At 30.3% G+C, this 25870-nt stretch carries 19 protein-coding genes; 10 read left to right on the plus strand and 9 right to left on the minus strand.

The features are described 5' to 3' along the window. Positions 1-323: 323 nt before the first annotated feature. From HALO113_RS12820 to uvrB, 5 genes are all read right to left on the minus strand, one after another. Positions 324-626, minus strand: a complete 303-nt coding sequence (locus HALO113_RS12820; protein WP_159779395.1) for a hypothetical protein — start codon at positions 624-626, stop codon at positions 324-326. Continuing rightward, positions 626-4606 (minus strand): Eco57I restriction-modification methylase domain-containing protein, encoded by a 3981-nt coding sequence (locus HALO113_RS12825; RefSeq protein WP_159779396.1) that lies wholly within the window; start codon positions 4604-4606, stop codon positions 626-628. The genes HALO113_RS12820 and HALO113_RS12825 overlap by 1 nt, the downstream gene beginning before the upstream one ends. A gap of 3 nt (positions 4607-4609) precedes the next feature. Next, positions 4610-5590: a restriction endonuclease subunit M gene (locus tag HALO113_RS12830; protein ID WP_159779397.1), complete on the minus strand. Its 981-nt coding sequence runs from the start codon at positions 5588-5590 to the stop codon at positions 4610-4612. Then, complete coding sequence (locus HALO113_RS12835) at positions 5581-5790, minus strand: helix-turn-helix domain-containing protein (RefSeq protein ID WP_159779398.1); 210 nt, start codon at positions 5788-5790, stop codon at positions 5581-5583. Before HALO113_RS12835 ends, HALO113_RS12830 begins: the two co-directional genes overlap by 10 nt. Before the next feature lie 173 nt (positions 5791-5963). Beyond that, positions 5964-7952, minus strand: coding sequence for an excinuclease ABC subunit UvrB (uvrB, locus tag HALO113_RS12840; RefSeq protein WP_159779399.1), 1989 nt, complete (start codon positions 7950-7952; stop codon positions 5964-5966). A 148-nt stretch (positions 7953-8100) separates the two neighbouring features. Between uvrB and HALO113_RS12845 the strand changes: the two genes are divergently transcribed. Both HALO113_RS12845 and HALO113_RS12850 read left to right on the plus strand, forming a co-directional pair. After that, positions 8101-8685 carry a C40 family peptidase gene (locus HALO113_RS12845; RefSeq protein WP_159779400.1) on the plus strand — a complete coding sequence of 195 codons (585 nt, stop codon included), beginning with the start codon at positions 8101-8103 and terminating at the stop codon, positions 8683-8685. 91 nt (positions 8686-8776) lie between these two features. After that, positions 8777-9955, plus strand: a complete 1179-nt coding sequence (locus tag HALO113_RS12850) for a M28 family peptidase (protein ID WP_159779401.1) — start codon at positions 8777-8779, stop codon at positions 9953-9955. 27 nt (positions 9956-9982) lie between these two features. Here the strand turns inward: HALO113_RS12850 and HALO113_RS12855 are convergent, their stop codons facing one another. From HALO113_RS12855 to HALO113_RS12865, 3 genes are read right to left on the minus strand one after another with little or no spacing between them, the layout of a single operon-like run. Further along, positions 9983-10645 carry a thiamine diphosphokinase gene (locus HALO113_RS12855; protein ID WP_159779402.1) on the minus strand — a complete coding sequence of 221 codons (663 nt, stop codon included), beginning with the start codon at positions 10643-10645 and terminating at the stop codon, positions 9983-9985. A 41-nt stretch (positions 10646-10686) separates the two neighbouring features. After that, positions 10687-11511, minus strand: coding sequence for a DUF4249 domain-containing protein (locus HALO113_RS12860; protein ID WP_159779403.1), 825 nt, complete (start codon positions 11509-11511; stop codon positions 10687-10689). A 5-nt stretch (positions 11512-11516) separates the two neighbouring features. Beyond that, positions 11517-13895, minus strand: coding sequence for a TonB-dependent receptor (locus tag HALO113_RS12865; protein ID WP_159779404.1), 2379 nt, complete (start codon positions 13893-13895; stop codon positions 11517-11519). 127 nt (positions 13896-14022) lie between these two features. Between HALO113_RS12865 and HALO113_RS12870 the strand changes: the two genes are divergently transcribed. Next, complete coding sequence (locus HALO113_RS12870; RefSeq protein WP_159779405.1) at positions 14023-14715, plus strand: hypothetical protein; 693 nt, start codon at positions 14023-14025, stop codon at positions 14713-14715. Positions 14716-14796: 81 nt separating this feature from the next. Here the strand turns inward: HALO113_RS12870 and HALO113_RS12875 are convergent, their stop codons facing one another. Next, positions 14797-17019 (minus strand): NADP-dependent isocitrate dehydrogenase, encoded by a 2223-nt coding sequence (locus HALO113_RS12875; protein ID WP_159779406.1) that lies wholly within the window; start codon positions 17017-17019, stop codon positions 14797-14799. A 305-nt stretch (positions 17020-17324) separates the two neighbouring features. On the opposite strand from HALO113_RS12875, the gene HALO113_RS12880 reads away from it, so the two are divergent. From HALO113_RS12880 to HALO113_RS12910, 7 genes are all read left to right on the plus strand, one after another. Then, a complete protein-coding gene (locus tag HALO113_RS12880; protein WP_159779407.1) occupies positions 17325-18710 on the plus strand; it encodes a hypothetical protein in 1386 nt (461 codons plus the stop codon). A gap of 47 nt (positions 18711-18757) precedes the next feature. Further along, on the plus strand, positions 18758-20053 hold the full coding sequence (locus tag HALO113_RS12885; RefSeq protein WP_159779408.1) for an anthranilate synthase component I family protein: 1296 nt from the start codon (positions 18758-18760) through the stop codon (positions 20051-20053). A 16-nt stretch (positions 20054-20069) separates the two neighbouring features. Then, the gene (gene tilS / locus HALO113_RS12890) at positions 20070-21377 is read left to right on the plus strand and encodes a tRNA lysidine(34) synthetase TilS (protein ID WP_159779409.1); all 1308 of its coding nucleotides are present in this window, start codon (positions 20070-20072) and stop codon (positions 21375-21377) included. Beyond that, entirely contained in the window at positions 21377-23458 is a 2082-nt protein-coding gene (locus HALO113_RS12895; protein WP_159779410.1) for a protein-disulfide reductase DsbD, read from the plus strand. The genes tilS and HALO113_RS12895 overlap by 1 nt, the downstream gene beginning before the upstream one ends. A gap of 97 nt (positions 23459-23555) precedes the next feature. Further along, positions 23556-24101 (plus strand): DUF1599 domain-containing protein, encoded by a 546-nt coding sequence (locus HALO113_RS12900; RefSeq protein ID WP_159779411.1) that lies wholly within the window; start codon positions 23556-23558, stop codon positions 24099-24101. Positions 24102-24124: 23 nt separating this feature from the next. Then, positions 24125-25240 (plus strand): BT_3928 family protein, encoded by a 1116-nt coding sequence (locus tag HALO113_RS12905; RefSeq protein WP_159779412.1) that lies wholly within the window; start codon positions 24125-24127, stop codon positions 25238-25240. Between the two features lie 115 nt (positions 25241-25355). Further along, positions 25356-25856, plus strand: a complete 501-nt coding sequence (locus HALO113_RS12910) for a TlpA family protein disulfide reductase (protein ID WP_159779413.1) — start codon at positions 25356-25358, stop codon at positions 25854-25856. Positions 25857-25870: the final 14 nt, after the last annotated feature.

Consider the following 25870-nt stretch of genomic DNA (forward strand, 5'->3'; position numbering starts at 1 on the left):
TAACAAATTAATAAACTTAAATTGTAAATAATAATTACTTAAATGTGGATTGAAAACAAAATATAGATTGTATTTAATCAAAAATTATTTTTCAATTTGACTAATTATCAATAAGATACGTATTTTGTAAAACAATTATTTATAATTGTTTATATTTTTTCTTGTAAAATTTTTATTTCGTCTTGTGTCAGTTTATATTTAACGTACAATAGTTTGTCGATGCCAAGTGTCAATTTATTTTAGTTAGTGTCAGATTTCGAAGTGAAGTTTTGAACGGGAACAAATCAAAATGTTTTTGAAGTGGCATCTTGGCTTGATTTATTTTATGACAATTGACCTTTAATAGAGTAGTATTTTTCTGTTTGATGCCATTTGCCGTTCTCATCTTGATAAATAATTCCTGCCTTTTCCAAAGTTTCAATTGCAATTGTTGTTGCGTTTTCAAAATGTTCAAGATTATCTTGCCATTTTTTCAAAGCAACATCATTTGGGTCTGTCATAATTAAATCATTTTTATTCCAGTCACAAATGGTATCTCCATTCTCAACCCATAAATCAACCCATGCATTGATTTTACCATCTTGAATTAAAACCGCATCTTTTTCGTATTTTATTGCTTTCATCATTAATCCATTGGTTTAATTTTTTCTTCAATAAAATCAACTTCTTCTGGAGATAATTTGTATTTTTTATAAAGCTGTTTGTCAATCTCAGAAATTGATTTAGACCAGTCTATGTTTGAATTAGGTGTAAAATCTTGTATTGGAATGTTCTTCCAAACATCCTTTTTATTATCCTGAGTAACCTTTAAAGTTCCCAATAACATTCGCAAAAATTTTGTTGAGATGTATTTTAATAAATTATCAGCTTCTTCATTTGTTTTTAATGCTCCAATACTTATAAAAGTTTGATTATGTCCACTTTTAGGTTTTCCAATAATTGGAGTTGATAGCTTTTCTCCAAACTCTCCAGTTCCATTAGACTTCGGAAGAAAAACTTTAAAATAGTCTAAGTTATGGTGAAATTCGATATACTCACGTTTTATCCATTTTAAAACTCTCTTGTTGTTTTCTCTTCCTAAAATTTGTATATATTCAAAATTGTCATTCGGTTTATTTTCAAGAAAAATATCAGGAAGTTTTGTAAAAATATTAGTTGTTAAATCATAAAGGTGACCTTTACTAAGTTTAGATTCAATGCTTGGCTTTTTAGTATGTAGTTGTTTACTTAGTCTATAGCTTTCAGGAGAATAAACCCATTCACTCAATGATTCAGAATTTATAGATTTAACTTTTTCTAATATAGTTTTAGAGTTTTCTTGAGCTACAAACTCACCTATTTTACCAAAATTTTTACTCTTATCTCTATAGGTAATGGCAACACCACCTTTTAAATCAACACCGTTAAAAACATCAGAACTTTTATTATTGTACCATAAGACTTTAAAGTGTTTGTCTGATAACATTCTTTTATTCCATTCGTTTGGTGTTTTACCAGCATTAAATAAAAAACGAGCTGGTGTTATAACGGAAACTTTTTCAGCCAAGTCAAATGCTATATTCATAAACAAATGATATATTGGAGCATCACTTGTTTTTTCTCTTGTATCTTGATAAGGCGGATTGCCTACAATTACATTGAACTTCATATTCTTGTTGTTTATTTTAATGGTTTCATTTTCAATGAATTTTTTTTCACTGATTAAGTCATAGGATGTGTAGTTGGCTTCAATTCGATTTACATCTAATTCTAGTAGTTTGTACAGTTTTCTAGTAAACTCATACGCAATCTTTGAGGTGGGTATGGAATAGAAATTGTTGGCGACAACTTTGCCAAATTTTTTATACACGGCATACACAAACTCGCCTTGTTTGGAAGCAATATCTAAAAGCATTGTATTCTTGTCAATAGCTTTTGCTGGCAAACCGTTTATGATTTTGTCGGTAACAAATTCTGGGGTAACAATTTCGGATTCAGATAAGCGAGTAAATCTTTTCATTGCTCTGCCTGCTCTTTCCTTAGGCTCTAAATTTTCATCATTTGCTAGATCATTAATGTTTTGTAATTTATATTCTAAATTACTCAACACATAATGGTTTATATTGCTTCTTAATAATTTTAATATCTCAATATTGAGACCTAAATTATTAGCAATGCGTTGACTTTCTTTATCTTTTTCAATCAAATTAATGATTTCTTGTAATGAAATTATTTGTGCTTCAGTACAAAATGCAAAAAACAATATTCTAGAATAATAACTAGCAAATTTTTTCCTGATAATGGCTTCATAATTGTCTTTCTCAGTTTGTTTTTTCTCATCCTCAGTAGGCTTTTCACCGCCCTCTGGTTTTTGCGTTCCTGTTGGTAATTCTATTTCTACACCATCTCCGCCATTCGGATTCTTAACAGGTTCTATTTTCAAACCTTTATTAGATTCTATTTCATTTTGTCTTTCAATTTCGTGTCTTATCGAATCAATTTTTAAAAGAGACATATCTAAAGGTATTGCCTTAGCTTCGTCTAAAACGCTTCGATTGCTTGAGTATTCTCTAACCGCATTTAAAATATCCGCAGGAATTACTTGAACAAGTTTGTCTTTATTAAGTTGAATAATAGGAGAAACTTCTAATTCTTTTTTAAGCCGTTCGATTAATTTAGGATTTCCGTCTGTATCTGTATTCATGTTGTAAATCTGAGCTTTTTCCTCTTGCATTACAAACATTCTATTCGGGTTAAAGTCAACCAATAAGGTTTGTGGTTTCATATTGAACTTAACCACATCACCGCTTGGCTCTTTGAAAACCTTGATGTATTGATTTTGTAAACGAAAAATGGCTTGGTCGTATTCCTGAGGAGAAGCTGTGTCTTTCAGATAGAGCATCGTGTCCCATTCGGGAACAGTGCTACCAGTAAGCATTCTGTTTACTGTCAAAGTGATTGTTTTTATATTCTCACTTTCACATTTTTTTATTTTGGCTTGAACTGATTGTGTGTCTTTGAAGCTTTTTTCATTATCAACTCCAGAGATATTAATGATTTCGTAATTGCTAAGATGTTTAAATTGGTTGTTTTTGATTAGTTCCTCCAATGCGTCACAAGATGCTCTGTACGGCAAAACACAAACCAAATGACGGCACATTTTACCTTCTTTAATTTTTTCGTAATCGAGGAAACTCAATACATTTTCATCCGTCTCTGAACCGTCAATGACTTTTAGTAAGTCTAGAATTTCATTTTCGTGAATAAACTTTTGATGAAGATTTGTATCGGTGTCTTTGGTTATGGATTGCGGTCTAAAAAGTTCTGAAAAAGCATAGGTTATGCCATTTTTTTTCAATTCTTCCATTTTTTTTCGGGAAGATTCATTGGGATCAAATGCAAAACGAATCATTTGCGGGAATCCATAATAAGGATTATCCCATTCTTTGATTTCGTCTTTGTTTAGATTTTCTAAATCCCATTGTGTTTGGTCTTCTGCAATATCAGTAAATTGATAGAAGGCAATAATATCTTCATCGGTAAACTCACTATTCATTAAAATGCGGTACGGAGTTCCCGAAAGATGAATGCGGATTTTTGCGTTTAAAGCTTTTTCAATCTCATCTATTTTATCTATTGAAATCTCATTGAGCTTTTCTTCATTTTTTTGCTGAGCAGCACTTAACTTTTCTGTATCTGATTTTTTTTCGTTTAAAACTTTACCATATTCTGTGGCTCTTGCACCAAAATGTGTTTCATCAATGAGTAATAAGTCAATTTGATTTTCGAAGACTTCTTTATGTTTTGCTTTTATTTTATCGCCTTGCAAGTCTTGTAAGGTTAGAAACAAAACGATTTTTTCGTTTGCTTTTTGTTTTTCGGCAATAATTAATTCATTTCTAAGCAAATCATTACTTTCTAAAAAACAATAGCCATCAAATTTAATATGGCTTTCAACTGTTTCTTTCCATTCATTTCTTACATCTGCTTTTGCAGAAGCTACTACGACTAATTTAGCATTCATTTCAACAGCGCAACACATGGAGGTAAATGATTTACCAAAACGCATTACTGCATACATCAGCAAATTTTTTCTTCCATTTTTTATGGCTTCTCGGAAATTGTCTACTGTTTTTTGTTGATTGGGACGTAACGGATAATTTTCAGTTCTTTTGAAAGTAGTCTTTATGGGTAAAAGGCTTTCATCAAAACGATAATATTGATATTTTGATTCGCTGTTTTGATGCCCTCTTTTGATATCTTCTATGGCATCTTGCAAATCTGATTCAGTTGCGTTTTCAAAAAACTCATTGGAGTAATATGGAATTCCTTTTAAAGTGTTAGGCTTTAATCGATTTCTTTTTAATTCGTTTTCAAGAAAAAAATGAACGGCATAATCTCTAAAAAAAGTTTCGTCATTAACTTTTGCAACATCTCCAAATTTCTTTTCAAGGTTAGGAAAGTGTTTTCGCCATTCATTCAAGCGGGTTTCAATTGGTCGATAGGTATCGCCAACTTTCAAATAGTTTGGAATTGTTTCAGTTGTAAAAGCATAGATTTGAGGTTCTACTCTTCCAATGATTAATTCATCAAGTATATCTACATTTATATTATTCGTTTCTAGCATATTTTACTTTCCTAAAAGAGATATAAATTTTATCGGTTTTTCTATATCCCAATCCATAATGTTGCAATATATGCCATTGTGCGACTTTATATTTTGATTTTCACAACCTTTGCATTTCTTTATTTCTGTTTTGGTTTCAAAAAAATCAGCTATTTTAATAGTATAATCTTTGCAACTATTCGGAATAACTCCTTTCAGACCGTCCATTTGCCAAATATTCCAAGAAATGATTGTTGCAATATTTTGTATGTAATCAAGTGGCGGTTCAGTTTTAAATTTGTGTGTAAAGTTTTCAATGAATGTAATTAGCAATGCTTCACGAGCCAATAGTAAACTATCTCCTTGCCACTCAAAGCCATAAGTGCCTTTATATGCAGTTTCAACCGCTTTTAACCATTCAGGAATTGAGTCCAAATTCTCATTTACAACTCTTAACTTTCTGTCTAAAATTCCAATTCTGTTTTCAATTTGTATAAACTCCCCTGTTGTCGTGTCGTATCTGCTAACAAGATAAGGTGCTTCTCCGCAAGAAATTTCTAATCGTGTATCACGAACATAGTCTTGCCAAGTTTTGCCTTTAGGAAAAACTATTTTTTCTTTTGTTGTCTCCCAAGATTTAGTGCCATTCTTTTTCAGGATTTCTTTATTGAACACGCCCTCTTTTCCAAACCAAGAATTGTCAACCAAATTATTTTGTGCGTTACATATCCAAGAAGGAGTGAAAACCTCTGCCATTTCTTTGGAGCGTGATAATTGCAAGATTTTATCTTTGTGAACCCTTGGCATTATTACATTGCCTTTTTCTCCCGTGATTAACTCAGGTAATATTTCAGAAGCAAATTTGTACGAATCTCCTAAATGGTCATAGTTATCCGTTGCCCAAAAAATATTTTTTTGAGTTGTTTGGTCACGAAGTAATATTTCAAGAATATAGGGATATTTCTCGATTAACTCATTTTCTAATATATCGATAACTACTTGCATTTGTAAATTTCTTCATTAGTTTTTAAAAGTTCTTTTACATCAATATTTAGAATATTTGCAATTTCATACAGTACTTCAAGCCTTGGTTGTTGTCTGTTTTGTACATAACCATTTACCATATTGTAGCTTTTACCTAATTGTTCAGCTAACCAAGTTTGTTTAATCCCTTTTTCTTCAAGTACTTCTTTAATTCTGTTCATTTTTATCTAAAGATATCTAGTCGCAAATTTAGTTTTTATTTTTATTATCTCATTTTTCAAGATAAAATATGTTTGAAAAACTGTTTATTTGTTTGTTTGTACTTTTGTAAAAGTGTGATATTTACCTAAGTGTTTTTATACTGTGCTATAACTAAATATCTATTTATAGTTGTTTATATTTTTTCTTGTAAAATTTTTATTTCGTCTCTTAGTTTAGCGGCTTGCATAAAATCGAGTTCTTTAGCCGCTTTTTCCATAGCTTTTCGAGTTTCTCTAATTTTCTTTTCTATTTCTGGTTTAGATAAGTATTCGCTTTCGGGTTCAGCCGCTTTAGATTCCAATTTTTCATAGTAATGCGTAGAAACTGAATTACCACTAAGCGCATTTCCTAAACTTTTATTTAATGCTTTTGGGACTAGATTGTGCTCTCGGTTATAATTCATTTGTTTTTCTCTTCTGTAATTCGTTTCATCAATCGTTTTTTGCATGCTTTGGGTAATTTTATCGGCATACATGATGGCTTTTCCATTTACATTACGTGCCGCACGACCTACAGTTTGTGTTAATGAACGATGACTTCTTAAAAAACCTTCTTTATCGGCATCTAGAATAGCTACTAAAGAAACTTCTGGTAAATCCAAACCTTCTCTCAATAAGTTAACACCAATAAGGACATCAAAAAGCCCTTTGCGTAAATCCTGCATGATTTCAACCCGTTCTAAAGTGTCTACATCCGAATGAATATAACGGCATCGAATAGCAACCTTTGTAAGATATTTTGCTAATTCTTCTGCCATTCTTTTTGTTAATGTGGTTACCAATACACGTTCGTCTGCTTCACAACGCAATTGGATTTCTTCAATTAAATCATCAATTTGATTAGCACTCGGACGAATTTCAATTATAGGATCCAGTAAACCAGTAGGACGAATAATTTGCTCCACATAAATTCCTTCCGATTTTTCTAATTCATAATCAGCTGGAGTAGCAGAAACATAAATTACTTGGTTTTGAAGTGCCTCAAATTCTTCAAATTTTAACGGACGATTATCTAAAGCAGCAGGTAATCGAAAACCATATTCCACTAAATTTTCTTTTCTACTTCTATCACCACCATACATCGCATGGACTTGAGAAACAGTAACATGACTTTCATCAACAACCATTAAGAAATCATCAGGAAAATAATCTAATAAACAGAAAGGACGAGTTCCTGGAGCACGACCATCTAGATAGCGAGAATAGTTTTCAATACCAGAACAATAGCCTAATTCTCGAATCATTTCCAAATCAAAATTAGTTCGTTCTTCTAGTCTTTTGGCTTCCAAATGCTTACCTATTTCTTTGAAATAATCGACTTGTTTTACTAAATCTTGTTGGATATCCCAAATAGCCCTTTGTAATACATCTGGAGAAGTAACAAACATATTCGCTGGATAAATATTCAGTTTTTCATATTTTTCAATCACTTTAGATGTTCGAGAGTCAAAGGATTCAATCTCTTCAATATCGTCTCCAAAAAAATGTATTCGGAAAGGATCATCAGCATAGCTTGGAAATACTTCCACAGTATCGCCTTTTATTCGGAAAGTTCCAGGAGTGAACTCTGCTTCTGTTCGAGCGTAAAGACTTTGTACCAAACGATGTAAGAACTTGGTACGAGAAATAACTTGATTGCGTTCTATATTAACAACATTTTTCTGGAATTCTACAGGATTACCTATACCATATAAACAAGAAACTGAGGAAATTACAATGATGTCTCTACGTCCAGAAAGTAACGCAGAGGTTGTACTTAATCTTAATTTCTCTAGTTCATCATTAATAGATAAATCTTTTTCTATATAGGTACCCGTTACAGGAATAAATGCTTCAGGTTGATAATAATCATAATAAGAAACAAAGTATTGTACAGAATTATTTGGAAAAAATTGTTTGAATTCAGAATACAATTGGGCAGCTAATGTTTTATTGTGTGCTAAAACCAAAGTGGGTTTTTGTACTTCTTGCACCACATTGGCAACCGTAAATGTTTTTCCTGAACCGGTTACTCCTAATAAAGTTTGATATTTTTCACCATTAAGTATTCCTTTTGCTAATTTATCAATAGCTTGAGGCTGATCTCCGGTTGGTTTATATTCTGATACTACTTCAAATTTCATGTATTTTAATTTTTTGCATTAGCTTTGCTAAGTCATTTATTTACTATAACTGGACTAACAAAGATAAGCAATTGTTGTCTTTTATTTTATTTTAACAGTATTCAAATTAGAAATCATTATTTTTGATTATATGTACAAAATAAATGTCATGAAATTGAATTTTTTAGTTATACTAACCTTTGTTTTGTTTAGTTTTCAATGCTTAGAAAATAACAAAAAAGAGGGTGTCAAAGAATCTAAACCCAATAAAAAAATATTAACGATAGAAGAACTGGAAGAGCTTAAAATATTATTACCAAGAGAAGAACGAAATGGGAAAGAAATTAGCCAAGAGATCAATCGAGAAGCACTTGTAGATTTCGCAAAAACGTTTATCGATGTTCCTTACGTATATTCTTGTCAAGATCCAAAAAAAGGATTTGATTGCTCAGGTTTTGTCAATTATGTTTATAAAAACTTTAATATTCAAGTGCCTCGTAGTTCAAGTGGTTTTAAAAATTTTGGAAAACACATAGCTATTGATTCTATTGCTTTAGGAGATGTTTTAGTTTTTACAGGTTATAAGGATACTACAACTATAGGACATGTTGGCATTGTGTGTGAAGCCAATGGATTACAATCCAAGTTTATTCATGCTTCTTCAGGGAAAGCTATGAAAGTAGTAATAAGTGAATTAAATTCGGATCACTATTCTAAGCGATTTTATAAAGCTATAGATGTAATAAATAAATAGTTTTTGTATTTTTTTTTTTTAGATACTTAATTTTATTGTTGGATTGTTATAGCTATTTTATTATTATTGTTTAACAAACATTAACAAAAACATGAAAACTAAAACTACTTTTTTCTTCACAATTTTATTTTACGCAAATTTTGCTTTGTCTCAGTCTTTTATACAATATTATGCTGATGTTTCTAATCAAGTTTCGCAAACAAATATAACTAATTATTTAACCGAATTTGAAAATTTAGGAGTTAAAAGAAGAGGAACTCAACCTTTGGAAAATACTTATAATTGGTTACGAAATAAATACCTAGGGTTTGGTTATACCGTAGCTCAATTTCAAGAAGATATATTTACTAATGGTGGTTTTACTTGTAAAAATTTAATTGTAACCAAAGTGGGTACATTGTATCCAAATACTTTTGTAATAATTTGCGGTCATTATGATTCTATCGTTGGAACTGGAACTAACGATAATGGAAGTGGTGTGGCAACTATACTTGAAGTAGCAAGATTATTACAAAACATTCCTACTGAATATTCGATAAAATTTATCAATTTTAGTGGAGAAGAAGATGGTTTGGTAGGAAGTCAACATTATGTGAATTCGGTTGTAAATGCCACGAATCCAAAATTAGATATAAAATTAGTTTTTAATTTAGATGAAGTAGGAGGAGTTGCTGGAATGACAAATAATACCATTACTTGTGAAAGAGATACAGGCACACCCACAACTAATAACGCAGCATCTAATATAGTTACAAACGAATTAATAACCTGCGTAGGTTTATATTCGCCATTAAATACGTTCTTATCTTATGCCTATGCTTCAGATTATATGCCTTTTGAGGATAATAATGAAGTGATAACTGGTTTTTTTGAGACCAATGAAACTACACATAAGCATTCGGCTACAGATTTATTAGTCAATATGGATCCAATTTATAATTATAATGTAGCCAAAGCAGCTACAGGAGCTATGATGCATTTTGCTGTTGCAGCAACTACTTTAGACGAAAATGACTTTTTACCTCAAGATGCTATTCATTTTTTTCCGAATCCTGTAAAAGAAAACTTATATGTAAATTTTGGTACACAGCCAGCAAATGAATATAGAATTGAAATTTTAGATATATTTGGTAAAGTGGTATATAGTAATGAATTACAAAATCCTAAACAACTTGAAAACTTAGATATAAGTAATTTAAATAAAGGTATTTATCTAGTTCAATTGTCTTTTGAAAGAGAAAAAATAAGAAAAAAAATAATTGTCAATTAATGATATTTGGGAATATTTTTAGGAATTTTAATCCCAACATTCCATTAATAATAAATCACCTTTCTGGTGTTCTATAATTACCAAACCATCTTCAGTAACATGATTACTGCTACCTGTTCTATAACCAATAGTTAGTGTGTCATTTTCTAAGGGATAGTACAAATTTTTCGAATGAATTCCGGAAACCTCACCTATAGGTATTAGTGATAGAGGAGTGTCTTTTGGATACCATTTTTCAAATTTATTAGGCAGTAAGAAAATTTTTGAATGATCGTCTAAAATTACAATCTTTAGTTCATTTCTAAATCTCACAATATTGGTTACATTGGTAATCGTATGGTCTGCTCTTTTTCCTGTAGCCCAAATGACATTTACTGCAGGAATACCACGCTCAATTAAATAATCGAATGCTTTTTCTAAATCAGTTCTATCTTGATTGGGCGTGTGTACAATTTCAATAGGATATTGACTTTCTTTATAGTATTCAAAGTTAAATCCACGATCAAAATCACCTAATAATACATCTACTTTTATTCCTAAATCTAAAACGCGATCGATTGCAGCATCCAAGACAATTACCAAAGGTGACCATTCTAGTAATTGTCCTAATAATTCTTCAGTGCAAGAGGCACCGTTAGCAATAATTAATGCTGGTTCTTGATCATCCCTGACAATATGATGCGAAGACATAAATAGTTTTTAATAGGATGCTAAGATATAAAATGTTTAGATTATTGTACCGTATAATTTTCTGTATCCACTTCTCCAAGACTAAAATAACCAAATGGAAAATTATCCGGATTATTCTGATTTATAATATTTCCTCTCAAAGTGGCTGGAGCAGTTGTAAATGGATTTCCTCCATCAGTTCCAGCGATATTTAATAATTTATCCATATAATTAGAATATCTTGAAGAAATACCTTGAAGAGATAATACTAATTCATCATTCGATTTTAAATCATCTATATACAAACCAAACATTTGATTACCTTGAAAAAATTCGTCATCTACTACACCATATTCAGGAAAAGCTATAGCAGTATTTTTAAAACCAATTAAATAAAAGTTATCTTCGGCACCATTATCTTGATAAAAGAATTTTATTTCAATATTATCTTCTCCACCAAAACCGCTTATTACTGTTTGTTCTATCGATGTAATATCTGGAGTGGCATATAATTGATCGGTAGCTATATATGTTTGGCCTTCATAGACTACCGTTAAAGTATAAGTGTCATTTATAACCGGATTAAAATTGGTACAAATATATTCGCTAGTTCCAGGATTTTCTATAAAATTATAGGTGTTGCCGTTATGAGTTATAAAAACAGTAGCACCTGAAGCGATAGGTGTTTGAGAATCATAATAACCACCTGTTTTAGTCAAACGGATAATTTGGTTATTTCCTACAGAACCTTTTTCCCACTTTATAGCAGCATCAATAACTAATCTAGGGCTAGCAGTATCTAGATCAATATTTACAACATCTTCACATGAAAGAAATGTAATGAATGCAATTATTGCTATTGATAATTTTATTATAATTCGTATCATTATTTTTAAAATTTAAAATTATAAGTTACACTTGGCACTATTCCAAAGATGGATAAGCGAACCGCTTCATTATTTCCGGAGTCGGCATTTTGTCTAAAATTGATTGAAGCAGCATTTTTTCTACTATATAGATTATAGATTCCAAAAACCCATTCTCCTTTTATTTTTTTAGAAGTATTATTTCTAGGTGTTAAAGTTGCGGAAATGTCTAAACGGTGATAAATAGGTAAGTTATTTGCATTTCTTGCTCCATAACTAGGTACAGAAATACCTTGGTAAACATAATGTCCGTTTGGATAGGTTACGGGTTGACCTGTTTGTAAAGAAAAAATACTTCCAAAACTCCATTTTTCATTTAATTCATAAACCCCAGTTACTGATAAATTATGTGTTTTGTCCCAACCTGTTTTGTACCAATTGCCATTATTTATTCCAATTTCTTCAGCTGTTCTTCCTGCAGTTTTTTGCTCTGATCTCGAAAGAGTGTAAGAAATCCAGCCGTTTAATTTGCCTTCATTTTTTCGAGCTAAAATTTCTAAACCATAAGCTCTCGATTTTCCAGCTAAAACAACTTGTTCAATAGCATTGTTTGCAATTAAATCGGCTCCGTCAATGTAATCCAATCGATTTTTAACGTATTTATAAAAAGATTCAATTTCAAATGAATATTTCCCGTTTTTTGTGTTTTTTTGATAACCTATGGCAAACTGATCTAAAATTTGTGGTTTTAAGAAATCATCACTTGGTGCCCAAACATCTAATGGAGTAGGAGATTGCGTATTTGAAATAAGATGCAAATATTGCGTCATTCTATTATAACTTGCTTTTATAGATTGATTTTCATTCAGAATATATGCCATTGATAAACGTGGTTCTAAATTACTAAAGTTTGCAATCACTTCATTTTTTCCATATTTTTTAGTACCAATAGGAGTCGCTTTCTCGTATATTTTTAATTCATTATCATACGATACTGCTTCATTATTTGCATACACATTTATTTCTTGTGAGCCTAAACGATAGAATAAACTATAACGTAAACCATAATTAATAGAAAATTTATTGGATAATTTTTGTTCAGCATCTAAATAGAATGCAGGTTCAAATGCATATTTTTTGTCTAATTGATCTGGATTGATAGAAGAATCTTCATTATTAGGTTCTATTTTTCCTGGATTGAAATCATAATATATTGCATTTAAACCATATGTTAATTTTGTTCGATCATTTAAATAATGTTTAAAGTCGTATTTTAAATTGTAATTTTTAATACCGCTATCCCAATTGAAACCTACAAAATCAAGTGTTAAACCATAATAATAATCACTGTAAATAAAAGATAAATTGGAAAATAATCGATCATTAAATAGGTGGTTCCAACGTAAATTAAGAACCGAATTTCCATAAGTATTTACAAAACTTTCACTTAAGCTAAAAACATCTCTACCAAAATAACCAGAAAGATACAAGTTGTTATTTTCATTTAGTTTGTAGCTTAATTTAGTATTTAAATCATAAAAATAAGCCGAATTTTGATTATCTGTTAATTTTAAAAATAAATGGGCATACGAACTTCTTCCCGCCACTAAAAAGGATCCTTTTTCTTTAACAATTGGACCTTCTGCCAAAACTCTACTAGAAATGAGTCCAATTCCGCCATTTGCATGAAAACTATTACTATTACCGTCTTTTTGATAAATATCTAAAACCGAAGCCACTCTACCACCAAAGCGGGCAGGAACTCCACCTTTATATAGTTTTAAATCTTTAATAGCATCTGCATTGAATACTGAAAAGAAACCGAATAGATGGGAAGAGTTATAAATTGTAGCTTCATCTAATAAAATTAAATTTTGATCGGCAGCACCACCTCTTACATTAAAACCAGATTGTCCTTCACCTGCATTGGTTACTCCAGGTAAGGTTAATATAGATTTAAGAATGTCAGTTTCACCTAGTACTACAGGAAGTTTTTTAATTGTACTCACAGAAATTTTATTCACACTCATCTCTGGTTTTTGAATGTTAGGTTTTTCAATATTTTCCGAGACAATAATTTCATCTAGTTGATAATCTGTTTCTTTTAGACTGATGTTTTTCCTAGTATTTTCAGTCAAATTTATTTTTTCAATAATGTCTTGAAAACCAATATATGTATATCTAACGGTGTAGTTGCCTTTGGGTAAAGTAATAGAGTAAAAACCATATTCATTTGTGGTTGTTCCTGTTTTTAATTCTTCAATAATTACTGTTACGCCAATTAATGTTTCATTTGTATTCACATCTGAAATAGTTCCGCTAATGGAAAATTTTTCTTGAGAATATAGAAAATTAAAAAGAAATAGTTGAAGAAATAGTAAAACTAATTTTATAGATTTGCTCATGTTGTCATTTTTGTTTTACAAAATTGAATATTTTTTTTGTACTTTTAATAAGAAATCTGTTAATGTATGGTTAATTATTATGGTATTTATGGAGTTAATTATACGTTTGTTGTAAAAGAATTTAGAAATGAAGAAATTACTAATAGTGTTGATTTTGTTTTCCATTAGCTTATCTGCTCAAATAGATAAGAAAAAACAAGTTTTTAATTTACAATTAAGTAATCCATTTGAGTCTAATACATCTACAAATTCATCTTCTTCGTTACCTTCACTGCAATATAAAAGCGTCTTAGATAAAGACGATAATTATTTAAAAAAATATTCAGTTTTAAATAATACTTCTACATCAAAAAGTATTCTGGAAGATAATAAAGATTTTAAAAATCCTGGTGATGAATTAAAAGATAATTTAAATAAAAAATTACATGATAAGCCTATAGATGAAAGTTTTAAGAGTAATCAGTTTTTAGGACAATTTAGCACTAAAGCAAAATATATTAAAATTGTATGTAGAGATCATGAATATCCAGATGGCGATAGAGTTCGTATATTGGTAAATGACGTCGTTTTTATCCCTGAGATTTTATTGGAAGCAGCTTCAAAAGAATATTATTTGGATTTATCCAAAGGTTTTAATAAAATTGAATTTTTAGCATTAAATCAAGGAAGTTCTGGTCCAAATACTGCTGCTTTTCGTGTTTATGATGATAAAGGGAATTTAATTACAAGTAATGAATGGAACTTAACTACAGGTGTTTTAGCTAAAATTGTTGTTGTTCAAGATGATTCTCCAACATTAGAAGAAGATAAGAAAGAATGAACTTGTCTAATTAAATAAATAAATAAATAAAAAGAGCGACACATAAGGTCGCTCTTTTTATTTATTTAACTAAGCTAACATTTAATTTAGTTTAGCTAAAATGGTATTTAAAGTTATACTTGGACGCATAGCCTTATCGGTAGCATCGAAATTTGGATGATAATAACCACCAATTGCTTGTGGTTTACCTTGTGCAGCAATCAATTCATCATTGATTTTTGCTTCATTTGTATTTAATTCATTTGCTATTGGTGTAAAAATAGCCTTTAATTCAGCATCTTTATTTTGGTTAGCTAAAGCATTGGCCCAATATAAAGCTAAATAAAAATGAGAACCTCTATTATCGATATCTCCAATCTTTCTAGCTGGTGATTTATCGTTTTCTAAAAATTTTTCTGTTGCTAAATCTAAAGTTTCTGATAAAACCAAAGCTTTAGGGTTATTAAATGTATTGCCTAAATGCTCATATGAAACTCCTAATGCTAAGAACTCTCCTAGAGAATCCCAACGTAAATAACCTTCTTCAATGAATTGTTCCACATGTTTTGGAGCAGAACCACCAGCACCAGTTTCAAATAAACCACCACCGTTCATTAATGGTACGATTGAAAGCATTTTTGCAGATGTACCCACTTCTAAAATGGGGAATAAATCAGTTAAGTAATCTCTTAAAACATTACCCGTTACAGAAATAGTATCTAATCCTTTCACAATTCTTTCTAAAGAAAACTGAGTAGCTTTAACAGGATTCATGATATGAATTTCTAATCCATTTGTATCATAACCTTTTAAATAAGTAGTTACTTTTTTAATTAATTCGCTATCATGAGCTCTATTTTCATCAAGCCAAAATACCGCAGGAGAACCAGTAGCTCTAGCACGATTCACAGCTAATTTAACCCAATCTTGAATAGGTGCATCTTTTACTTGACACATTCTAAAAATGTCACCTGCTTCAACAATTTGCTCCATTAATACATTTCCATTTGCGTCTTTAACAGACACATTTCCATTTTCTGTAATTTGGAAAGTCTTATCGTGAGAGCCATATTCTTCAGCTTTTTGAGCCATTAATCCCACATTGGGAACACTTCCCATAGTTTTTGGGTCTAGGGCACCATTTTCTTTACAAAAATCAATAGTTGCTTGATAAATTCCAGCATAACAACGATCTGGAATAATCGCTTTAGTATCTTGAGATTTACCAGCTGCATTCCACATTTGTCCAGAATTACGAATCATAGCAGGCATTGATGCATCTATAATTACATCAGAAGGAACATGAAGATTTGTAATGCCTTTATCCGAATTAACCATGGCTAGGGATGGACCATTTTCCATAGTTGCATGTAAAGCAGCTTCGATCTCAGCTTTTAAATGATGATTTTGAATTTTTGTGTAAACATCACCCAAACCATTACGAGTATCTACTCCTAATTCTTCAAAAACGGTAGCGTATTTTTTGAATACATCTGAAAAATAAACTTCTACAAAAGCGCCAAATAATAAAGGATCAGATACTTTCATCATAGTTGCTTTTAGATGAACAGAAAATAAAACTCCTTTTGCTTTTGCATCTTCAACTTGTTCTGCAATGAATGTTTTTAATTTATTCATACTCATTACTGATGAATCAATTATTTCACCCGCTTTTAATGGAGAACTTGTTTTTAATACTTTAGTCGTTCCAGAAGCATTGGTGAATTCTATAGTAAAACTACCTGCTTCGGATACTGTTATAGATTTTTCTGTGCCATAAAAATCACCCGAATTCATATGAGAAACGTGTGATTTAGAATCTTTAGACCAAGCTCCCATACTATGTGGATGTGCTTTAGCATAATTTTTAACCGCTTTAGGTGCTCTTCGATCTGAATTTCCTTCACGTAGTACTGGATTTACTGCAGAACCTAACACTTTGGCATATTTAGCTTTAATGTTTTTTTCTACTTCATTTTGTGGCTCTTCAGGATAATTTGGTACAGCAAATCCTTGAGATTGTAACTCTGTAATAGCTTCTTTTAATTGTGGTACAGAAGCGGAAATATTTGGCAATTTAATAATATTAGCTTCAGGAGAAGTGGCTAATTCACCTAATTCGGTTAATGCATCTGCTATTTTCTGATCTTCGTTTAAAAATTCTGGAAAATTGGCTAAAATTCTCCCCGCTAATGATATGTCTCTTGTTTCTAAAGTAATATTTGCAGGTTTTGAAAAAGCTTTAACTATAGGTAAAAATGAATGAGTAGCCAACATAGGAGCTTCATCAGTAATCGTATAAATGATTCTTGGTTGGTTTGACATGAATTATGTTTTTATTTTAATTAATTTTTAGTGAGGCAAATATAACAAATTAAGACCTTTTTTTTGCCCTTTTTTAACGAAAACGTTTGATTTGAAATATTAGTAAATTTTAGAAAAAAAATTATCATATTCGTAATTTAGTAGGGGTATAAAAATGATATTCTTTATTTTTTTTGTATATCTCATTTTTTTTAAAACCCATTTGTTTTTTTAAAACTTCCCATTGTATAAAAAATAGTTAATTAATTCTTTTTCATCATATTATTCTTATACTTTTGTGTCGCTATTAACCTTTTTTTATTATCATGAAAAAAATAATGCTATTAACATTTGCATCAAGTTTTTCTTTTTTTGTTAATGCTCAAGTTGGTATTGGAACAACAGCTCCACATTCATCTTCAGCTTTAGAAATAAAGAGTTCAAATTCTGGTTTACTTATTCCAAGAGTAAGTTTACAATCTACTACAGATAATTCAACAATTGCAAATCCAGCCACCAGTTTATTAATTTATAATAACGCTACTATTTCAGATGTGACTCCTGGCTTTTATTATTGGGAAGGCGTTTGGAAAAGATTAAATCAATCTGCAAGTTCTATAGGAGCATCAACAGATGCTTGGAATTTAACGGGAAACACACTTAGTACTGGAAATGAATATTTGGGAACAAATAATTATAACCCTTTGACATTTAAAATCAATAACAATGCTTTTGGAAGATTTCATCCTAATGGAGGTATTGCAATAGGTCGAGGAGCTGTTTCACACAATGATAATTCGGTAGCTATAGGGACTAATGCTACGGCAACTAATTCAAACGAAGCAGTTGCTATTGGAAATTATTCAAATGGAAGTGGATACCAGTCTTTTGCTTTAGGTATTAATGCTACAGCTAGTAATAACGAGACTATTGCGTTAGGACGTATAGCAACGGCTTCAGGTTATCGTTCTATATCCATTGGTGTAGGTGCATCATCTACTAACAATAATGCTTTAGCTTTAGGAAATGCTTCTGTGGCTTCGGGAGAACAAGCTACTGCATTAGGAAGTCAAGCTAGTGCGAGTGGTCAGAATGCTACTGCTATTGGTTATTTATCCACAGCAACGCAAGCTAATTCTATAATATTAGGTAGTTCAACCAATTCTAACAATAAAGTGGGTATAGGAACAAATAATCCAGATGAAAGATTGCATGTTGTAGGAGGAGTTAAAATTGTAGATGGCAATCAAGGAACGGGTAAAGTATTTGTTTCTGATGCTAATGGAAAAGCCACATGGACAGATTTGAATACTAAGAAATATTATGGTGAAATATATAGTGGATTTACTGCTCCATTAAATTTGGGTGCAGTAATTTTAAATACTAATGGAGCATATTATGGAGTTACCTTAAATTCTACTGCTATTCAAGTACAAAATACAGGTTTGTATCGAATTTCTTATACTGTTTCTCTTAGAAAAAATTCGGGGAGTGTTATTAGTCCTGAGTTTTATTTAGGAATTTATGGAACTGAAATTCCAGGGACAAGAACTTATACTTCTATTTCAAATGGAGAAACTAGAACGGTTTCTATAGTTAAATTAGTTAATTTGACAGCTTATCAAGCAGTAAGTATTTATTCAAATTCATCAGATTCGAATACTAACTTATTAGCAAATGGATGTAACTTAATTGTTGAATTTATCAAATAGATTGTTTTTTTAATTGTAATTTTGGCTTTCCAAGTTATGATTTACAATTGAGAACACACATTACAAAACATATTTCAAATCCGAAAAAAATAAAAGAGCAACTTTTACATTGGTCAAATCAATTTAGAGAAGTTGCTTTTTTAGATTCTAATGATTATCAGCAAAATTATACTTCTTATGATTGTATAGTTGCTGTAGATGCATTCACTTCAATTATAACAGATTATAATAATGCTTTTGAAGATTTGTACCAATATCAATCGCATAGTAAAGATTGGTTATTTGGGTATCTTTCGTATGATTTGAAAAATGATACGGAAAATTTGCGGTCAAAAAATTTTGATGGTTTGCAATTTGCAGATTTATTCTTTTTTCAACCGAAAAAAATTTTTCTTCTAAAAGGTGAAGAATTGGTAATGTCATATTTAAATTTATGTGATGATGAATTTGAAGAAGATTTTGAAATCATTTCAAGTTTTGAAATTCCATTTTCTAAAGAGACGCATCAATTAACAACTATTCAACAGCGTATCTCTAAAAAAAATTATCTTCAAAAAGTAGCAAAAATGTTAGAATATATACATTTAGGATCTATTTATGAGGCTAATTTTTGTATGGAATTTTTTGCTGAAAAAGCAACAATTAATCCTATAGCGGTTTATGAAAAATTAGATGCTATTTCGGAACCACCTTTTGCAACATTTTTTAAAAATAAAGAACAGTATTTGCTTTCGGCTTCACCAGAACGCTATTTGAAAAAAGTGGGAAAAAAAGTAATTTCTCAACCTATAAAAGGTACAGCCAGAAGAAGTTTTGATCTCGAACAAGATGATTTTTTGAAAAAGGAATTAATCCATAGCGAAAAAGAGCGTTCTGAGAATATTATGATTGTCGATTTAGTTCGCAACGATTTATCTCATACAGCTACAAAAGGTTCTGTGGTTGTTGAAGAATTATGTGAAGTATATACTTTTAAGCAAGTACACCAAATGATTTCTACAATTGTAGCTTCAGTAGATGCTACTATTTCACCGATAGAAATTATTAGAACCACTTTTCCTATGGGAAGTATGACGGGTGCACCTAAAATTTCAGCTATGAAAATTATTGAAGAGTTAGAAGTTACTAAAAGGGGTTTATATAGCGGTGCAGTAGGCTATTTTACACCGAGTGGAGATTTTGATTTTAATGTTGTTATTCGAAGTATTTTATATAATGCTAAAAAGCAATATCTTTCTTTTTCTGTGGGTAGTGCAATAACAGCTCAATCCATTCCAGAAAGTGAGTATGAGGAATGTTTGTTAAAAGCAAAAGCTATGTTTGAGGTTTTGCAAAACAATTAATTTCTTATTTTTGGTCATGCTACAAAAAATCCAACAACATTTTGAAAGAAATTTTTCTTTTATAAAAGAAAAAAGATTTCTTTTGGCCATTAGTGGAGGCATTGATAGCATGGTATTGCTTTCTGTTTGTAAAAAACTGCAATTAGAAATAGGTGTGGCTCATTGTAATTTTCAGTTAAGAGCAGATGAAAGTAATGCAGATGCTTATTTTGTGGAAGAAAAAGCAAACGAATTACAAGTGCCTTTTTTTTTGCAATCATTTGATACAGAAAGTTATGCTAATAAAAAAAAGCTTTCTATTCAGATAGCAGCTAGAAAATTGCGTTACGACTGGTTTCATGAATTATTGATTCAAGAAAATTATGATTTTATAGTTACTGCCCATCATTTAGATGATCAAGTTGAAACCTTTTTGATTAATCTTTCTAGAGGAACTGGTTTAGAAGGATTAGTTGGTATTCCTGCTCAAAATGGAAAAATTATTCGTCCTTTTTTAGGAATTTCAAGAATCGAAATCGAATCTTATGCTAAAGAAAACCAGATTATTTGGAGAGAAGACGCTAGTAATGCTTCAGATAAGTATGTGAGAAATAAAGTAAGACATAAGATTGTTCCTGTTTTAAAAGAATTGAATCCAAGTTTTTTAACTGGTTTTCAAAATACTATAACTCATTTACAGCAAGTAGCACAATTGGTTAACGAATCTAGTAAAATAGCATTTGAAAAAGTTGCAATGATAGAAGGTAATACAATTAAATTTGATTGTGAAAAGATACTGAAATATACTAATTATAAAGCTTATTTGTACCAATGGCTGAAAGAATATGGTTTTACGGCTTGGGATGATATCTATGATTTGATACATGCGCAAGCTGGGAAAAAGATTTTTTCTTCCACATATTTACTTTTAAAAGATAGGAATTATGTATTACTTACTCCTGTAAATAAAGTTGAAACAGAAGAAGTGTATTATATTAAAGAAATAACTCAGAATCTTAAATTTCCCTTAAATATTACCCTTTGTCAGACAGATAACATTTTAAAACCAAGTAACAATAGTATCTTTGTAGACCAAAATAAGTTATCTTTTCCCCTTGAAATACGTAAAAAAAAGGAAGGAGATTATTTTTTTCCTTCAGGAATGCAAGGAAAGAAAAAGTTGAGTAAATATTTTAAAGATGAAAAATACTCCTTATTAGATAAAGAAAAACAATGGTTGTTAATTTCTAATAATGAAATAGTTTGGATCATTGGAAAAAGAGCAGATCAACGATTTTTGGCACATTCAAAAACAAAAGAAATAGTAAAAATAGAATTAAAATAATGAAAAAAATACTTGTTGCTTTCGCATTTTTATTTTCATTTTTAGGACAGTCCCAAATTGTCGATGTAGTAAAATGGAAAACCAAAATAACCCAAAAATCCAATACTGAATTTGAGCTAGTAATGGATGCCCAAATTGAATTTGGCTGGCACTTATATGCTTTAAATACTCCAGATGGCGGTTCACAACCATTAGTTTTTACCTTCAAAAACGCTGGAAAAGATTATTTATTAGTAGGTAAAACAAAACAAGGTAATTATCATAAAGAATACAGTGAAATTTTTGAAGTAGATGAGTATTTTTTTACAAATACTGCGCAATTCAAACAAACGATAAAAGTTACTAATCCTGCATTGAAAGAAATAAAAGTTGCTTTAGAAGGACAAACTTGTATTGACGGTAGGTGTGTGCAAGAAGATGATAATTTAACGTTTATTCTACCAATAATAAAAACGGAAGAGGAACAAATTGAAAATAAAAAACCAACTGAAACTTCAATAGTAAAAGAGGTCGTTGTAAGTGCCGAGAAAGTAGATTCTTTAAAAGAAATAGTTTCTGAAGTGATTGCTACTGAAAGTAAGGATACTATTCAATCTTCTAATTCTCAGTTTGTAAAAATTGCTAATAAGCATGAAAAAGAGGAAAAGAAAAAAGATTTATGGACGATTTTCATTTTATCCTTTTTAGGGGGGTTTGCAGCCTTATTAACTCCATGTGTTTTTCCTATGATTCCAATGACAGTTAGTTTTTTTACAAAGCAAAGTAAGAATAGAGCTCAAGGTATCAGAAATGCGATTGTTTATGGGATCTCAATTATCATAATTTATGTTGGTTTAGGCTTAATCATTACCGCTATCTTTGGAATTGATTCATTAAATGCACTTTCTACTAATGTTTGGTTTAATTTAATATTTTTTGTCATTTTAATAATATTTGCAGCTTCATTCTTGGGAGCTTTTGAAATAGTTTTACCAAATTCTTTGCTAAATAAAATTGATAGACAAGCGGATAGAGGTGGAATAGTGGGAATATTTTTCATGGCATTAGCATTAGCAGTAGTTTCATTCTCTTGTACGGGTCCTATAGTAGGTTCGCTATTAGGAGAATCTGCAAGGCAAGGAGGTATAGGCCCTATTGTAGGAATGTTTGGTTTTTCTTTCGCAATAGCTTTACCTTTTATGTTGTTTGCAATGTTTCCAGGATGGATGAATTCACTACCTAAGTCAGGCGGTTGGTTAAATACGATTAAAGTGTCGCTAGGGTTTTTGGAATTAGCATTTGCTTTTAAATTTTTATCTAATGCCGATTTAGTGTTACAAATGCATTTGTTAGAAAGAGAGGTTTTCTTAGCAATTTGGATAGCTGTATTTGGAACTTGGGCTTTTTATTTATTGGGAAAACTAACGTTACCTCATGATACTCCTCAAAATCATATTTCAGTTGGTAGATTGTTTATGGCTTTGTTAGTTAGTACTTTTACGATTTATTTAATTCCAGGATTGTGGGGTGCACCTTTGAAAATTTTAAGTGGTTATACACCTCCAATGACCTACAGTGAAAGTCCTGACGGTGTTGGGTTTAAAAATGAAGTTATAATAGCCGATTTTTCTAAAGAAAAAACTACAGAAAATGTACATAAAGGGCCATTAGGTTTAATGGCTTTTCATGATTATGAAGAGGGGATTGCCTATGCAAAAAAAGTAAATAAACCAGTTTTATTAGATTTTACAGGTCATGCATGTGCTAATTGTAGAAAAATGGAAGAAAATGTTTGGTCTAATCCAGCTATATTTAACATGCTTAAGAATGAAATTGTTTTAATTTCTTTGTATGGAGATGATCAACGTGAGTTACCAGCTGAACAAGTTTATGTTTCTAAAATATCTGGTAATGAGGTAACTACCATTGGTAAAAAATGGAGAGAATTTCAAATTGAGAGATACAATATTAATTCCCAACCTTACTATGTTGTATTGGATAATGAAGGAAAAGATTTAAATGAACCAGTCGGTTATACACCTGATATTGAAGAATACAAAGCTTGGTTGCAAGAAGGTATAGCAAATTTTAAAAAGAAATAATTCTTTCAGGTTGAAAAAAAATCTTTCTAATTAATGCTTTAATCTTAATACTATATTCTTTATTTTTGAAAAAATTTCATACAAAATATATCAATAAATGAAGAATACTTCTCAACAATATGATGCTATAATTGCTATATGTCGCGATTTGTTTACTAAAAAAACCAAAGATTACGGAACGGCTTGGAGGATTCTTCGTTTACCTTCTTTAACAGATCAAATTTTTATTAAAGCACAACGCATAAGAAGTTTACAAGAAAACGAAGTGCGAAAAATTGACGAAGATGAAACATCAGAATTTATTGGTATCATAAATTATTGTATTATGGCACTCATTCAAATCGATAAGGGTATAGCAACTCAACCCGATTTAGAATTTGAAGAAGCGGTTCAATTATATGATACTAAAATTGCATTGACCAAAAAATTAATGGAAGATAAAAACCATGATTATGGTGAAGCTTGGAGAGATATGCGAGTAAGTAGTTTAACCGATTTAATTTTGCAAAAATTATTACGTGTAAAGCAAATTGAAGACAATAAAGGAAAAACAATTGTTTCCGAAGGTATCGATGCGAATTATCAAGATATGATAAATTATTCCGTTTTTGCACTAATTCATTTAGGAAAAGCTAATCTTTAATTAGGAATTGTAAATTATAAATTATGAATTTTAAAAATATAGTTACACAAATAGCAAGAATTCTAGTAGGAGTATTATTTATTATTTCTGGATTAATTAAACTTAATGACCCACTTGGTTTTTCTTATAAATTAGAAGAATATTTTAGTGCCAATGTTTTAAACATGGAATTTCTTGTTCCAGCTGCTTTAATCATATCCTGTTTTATTGTCATTTTTGAAGTGGTTTTAGGTGTCATGTTACTCATAGGATTTAAAACTAAATTTACAGTTTGGAGTTTACTTTTAATGATAGTTTTTTTTACCTTTCTAACCTTCTATTCTTGGTATTTTGATAAAGTAAAAGATTGTGGTTGTTTCGGTGATGCTTTAAAATTAACTCCTTTCGAATCTTTTATTAAAGATCTTATTTTATTATTTTTAATCTTAATTTTATTCTTTAATCAAAATTATATAAAACCTTTATATGGAAAATCAGCTTTAAACTTGTCCGTTTTTGCTGCTTATTCTTTATGTTTATTTATGGCCTATTATGTTTTACAGCATTTACCAATAATTGATTTTAGAGCTTATAAAATAGGAAATAATATTCAAAAAGGTATGGAAATCCCTGATGGAGCTCCTAAAAGTGAATATGAAATGGTTTTTATTTACAAAGTAAACGGGGTAAATACTGAAATTCCTTACAATGATGTAATGAATAATAAAATCCCTGAAGGTGCAGAATTTGTAGATAGAAAAGATAAATTAATAAAAGAAGGTTATGTGCCACCTATTCATGACTTTACAATAGAAAAAGACGGCTCTAATTATGTAGAAACTATCTTACAAGAACCTAAGGTTGTACTTCTTATAGCTTATGATTTGAACAAGTCTAAGGAAAAAGGGATGAAAAAATTAGAAGATTTTAATCAAAGAGCTGTAAAAAATGGGTATCAAGTGATTGGGTTAACCGCTTCTGATGAAACATTGATAAGCGAAACAAAAAAGAAATTCAATCTTTCTTATGATTTTTATTTTTGTGATCCTACTACTTTAAAAACAATTGTTAGAGCCAACCCTGGAATTGTGATTTTAGAAAAAGGTACAATTGTGCAAAAAGTACATTTTAACGATTTAGAAAAAGTGGTATTAAACTAATTAAAGTTTCTCACAAATCGAGGAAAATTAGTTAGCTAAATAACAAAAGAGAGGTTTTATCTTTTTTCTAACTAAATTAGAATTCTTAAATAGTACATTTGAAAAAAAATATACAATGAAAAAAATACTTTTTATTATAGGACTAACGCTTTTTCTAACTTCATGTTCTAATGCTCAAGATACAGAATTTAAAAAAGAAGCCTTAGAAAATGTAATGATTACTACAAATAATGAAAACATTACATTCAAAGAAATTACTGAAAAATATAAAGGAAAAACTGTTTTAATTGATGTTTGGGCTTCTTGGTGTCCTGACTGTATAAAAGGGATGCCAAAAGTAAAAGAGTTGCAAAACCAATTTCCAAATGTGACTTATTTATTCATATCTATGGATAAGAAATATGACGCTTGGTTAAAAGGAATTGAAAAATACGAAGTCAAAGGAGAACATTATCTAACTTCAGATGGTATGAAAGGCATTTTTGGTACATCTATAAAATTAGATTGGATTCCAAGATATATGATTTTGGATAAAGAAGGAAAAATTGTACTGTTTAAAGCTATTGAAGCTGATGATAGTAAAATAATAAGTACATTAAAAGGATTAGAAAAATAAACGAATTCTTTTTT

Origin of the sequence: Flavobacterium sp. 9AF (assembly GCF_902506265.1) — a bacterium.
GTDB lineage: Bacteria > Bacteroidota > Bacteroidia > Flavobacteriales > Flavobacteriaceae > Flavobacterium.

What these genes read in the sequence shown, in the direction of transcription:
- HALO113_RS12820 (WP_159779395.1), bottom strand. Translation starts at nt 626, where the DNA reads ATGATGAAAGCAATAAAATACGAAAAAGATGCGGTTTTAATTCAAGAT.
- HALO113_RS12825 (WP_159779396.1), bottom strand. Translation starts at nt 4,606, where the DNA reads ATGCTAGAAACGAATAATATAAATGTAGATATACTTGATGAATTAATC.
- HALO113_RS12830 (WP_159779397.1), bottom strand. Translation starts at nt 5,590, where the DNA reads ATGCAAGTAGTTATCGATATATTAGAAAATGAGTTAATCGAGAAATAT.
- HALO113_RS12835 (WP_159779398.1), bottom strand. Translation starts at nt 5,790, where the DNA reads ATGAACAGAATTAAAGAAGTACTTGAAGAAAAAGGGATTAAACAAACT.
- uvrB (WP_159779399.1), bottom strand. Translation starts at nt 7,952, where the DNA reads ATGAAATTTGAAGTAGTATCAGAATATAAACCAACCGGAGATCAGCCT.
- HALO113_RS12845 (WP_159779400.1), top strand. Translation starts at nt 8,101, where the DNA reads ATGAAATTGAATTTTTTAGTTATACTAACCTTTGTTTTGTTTAGTTTT.
- HALO113_RS12850 (WP_159779401.1), top strand. Translation starts at nt 8,777, where the DNA reads ATGAAAACTAAAACTACTTTTTTCTTCACAATTTTATTTTACGCAAAT.
- HALO113_RS12855 (WP_159779402.1), bottom strand. Translation starts at nt 10,645, where the DNA reads ATGTCTTCGCATCATATTGTCAGGGATGATCAAGAACCAGCATTAATT.
- HALO113_RS12860 (WP_159779403.1), bottom strand. Translation starts at nt 11,511, where the DNA reads ATGATACGAATTATAATAAAATTATCAATAGCAATAATTGCATTCATT.
- HALO113_RS12865 (WP_159779404.1), bottom strand. Translation starts at nt 13,895, where the DNA reads ATGAGCAAATCTATAAAATTAGTTTTACTATTTCTTCAACTATTTCTT.
- HALO113_RS12870 (WP_159779405.1), top strand. Translation starts at nt 14,023, where the DNA reads ATGAAGAAATTACTAATAGTGTTGATTTTGTTTTCCATTAGCTTATCT.
- HALO113_RS12875 (WP_159779406.1), bottom strand. Translation starts at nt 17,019, where the DNA reads ATGTCAAACCAACCAAGAATCATTTATACGATTACTGATGAAGCTCCT.
- HALO113_RS12880 (WP_159779407.1), top strand. Translation starts at nt 17,325, where the DNA reads ATGAAAAAAATAATGCTATTAACATTTGCATCAAGTTTTTCTTTTTTT.
- tilS (WP_159779409.1), top strand. Translation starts at nt 20,070, where the DNA reads ATGCTACAAAAAATCCAACAACATTTTGAAAGAAATTTTTCTTTTATA.
- HALO113_RS12895 (WP_159779410.1), top strand. Translation starts at nt 21,377, where the DNA reads ATGAAAAAAATACTTGTTGCTTTCGCATTTTTATTTTCATTTTTAGGA.
- HALO113_RS12900 (WP_159779411.1), top strand. Translation starts at nt 23,556, where the DNA reads ATGAAGAATACTTCTCAACAATATGATGCTATAATTGCTATATGTCGC.
- HALO113_RS12905 (WP_159779412.1), top strand. Translation starts at nt 24,125, where the DNA reads ATGAATTTTAAAAATATAGTTACACAAATAGCAAGAATTCTAGTAGGA.
- HALO113_RS12910 (WP_159779413.1), top strand. Translation starts at nt 25,356, where the DNA reads ATGAAAAAAATACTTTTTATTATAGGACTAACGCTTTTTCTAACTTCA.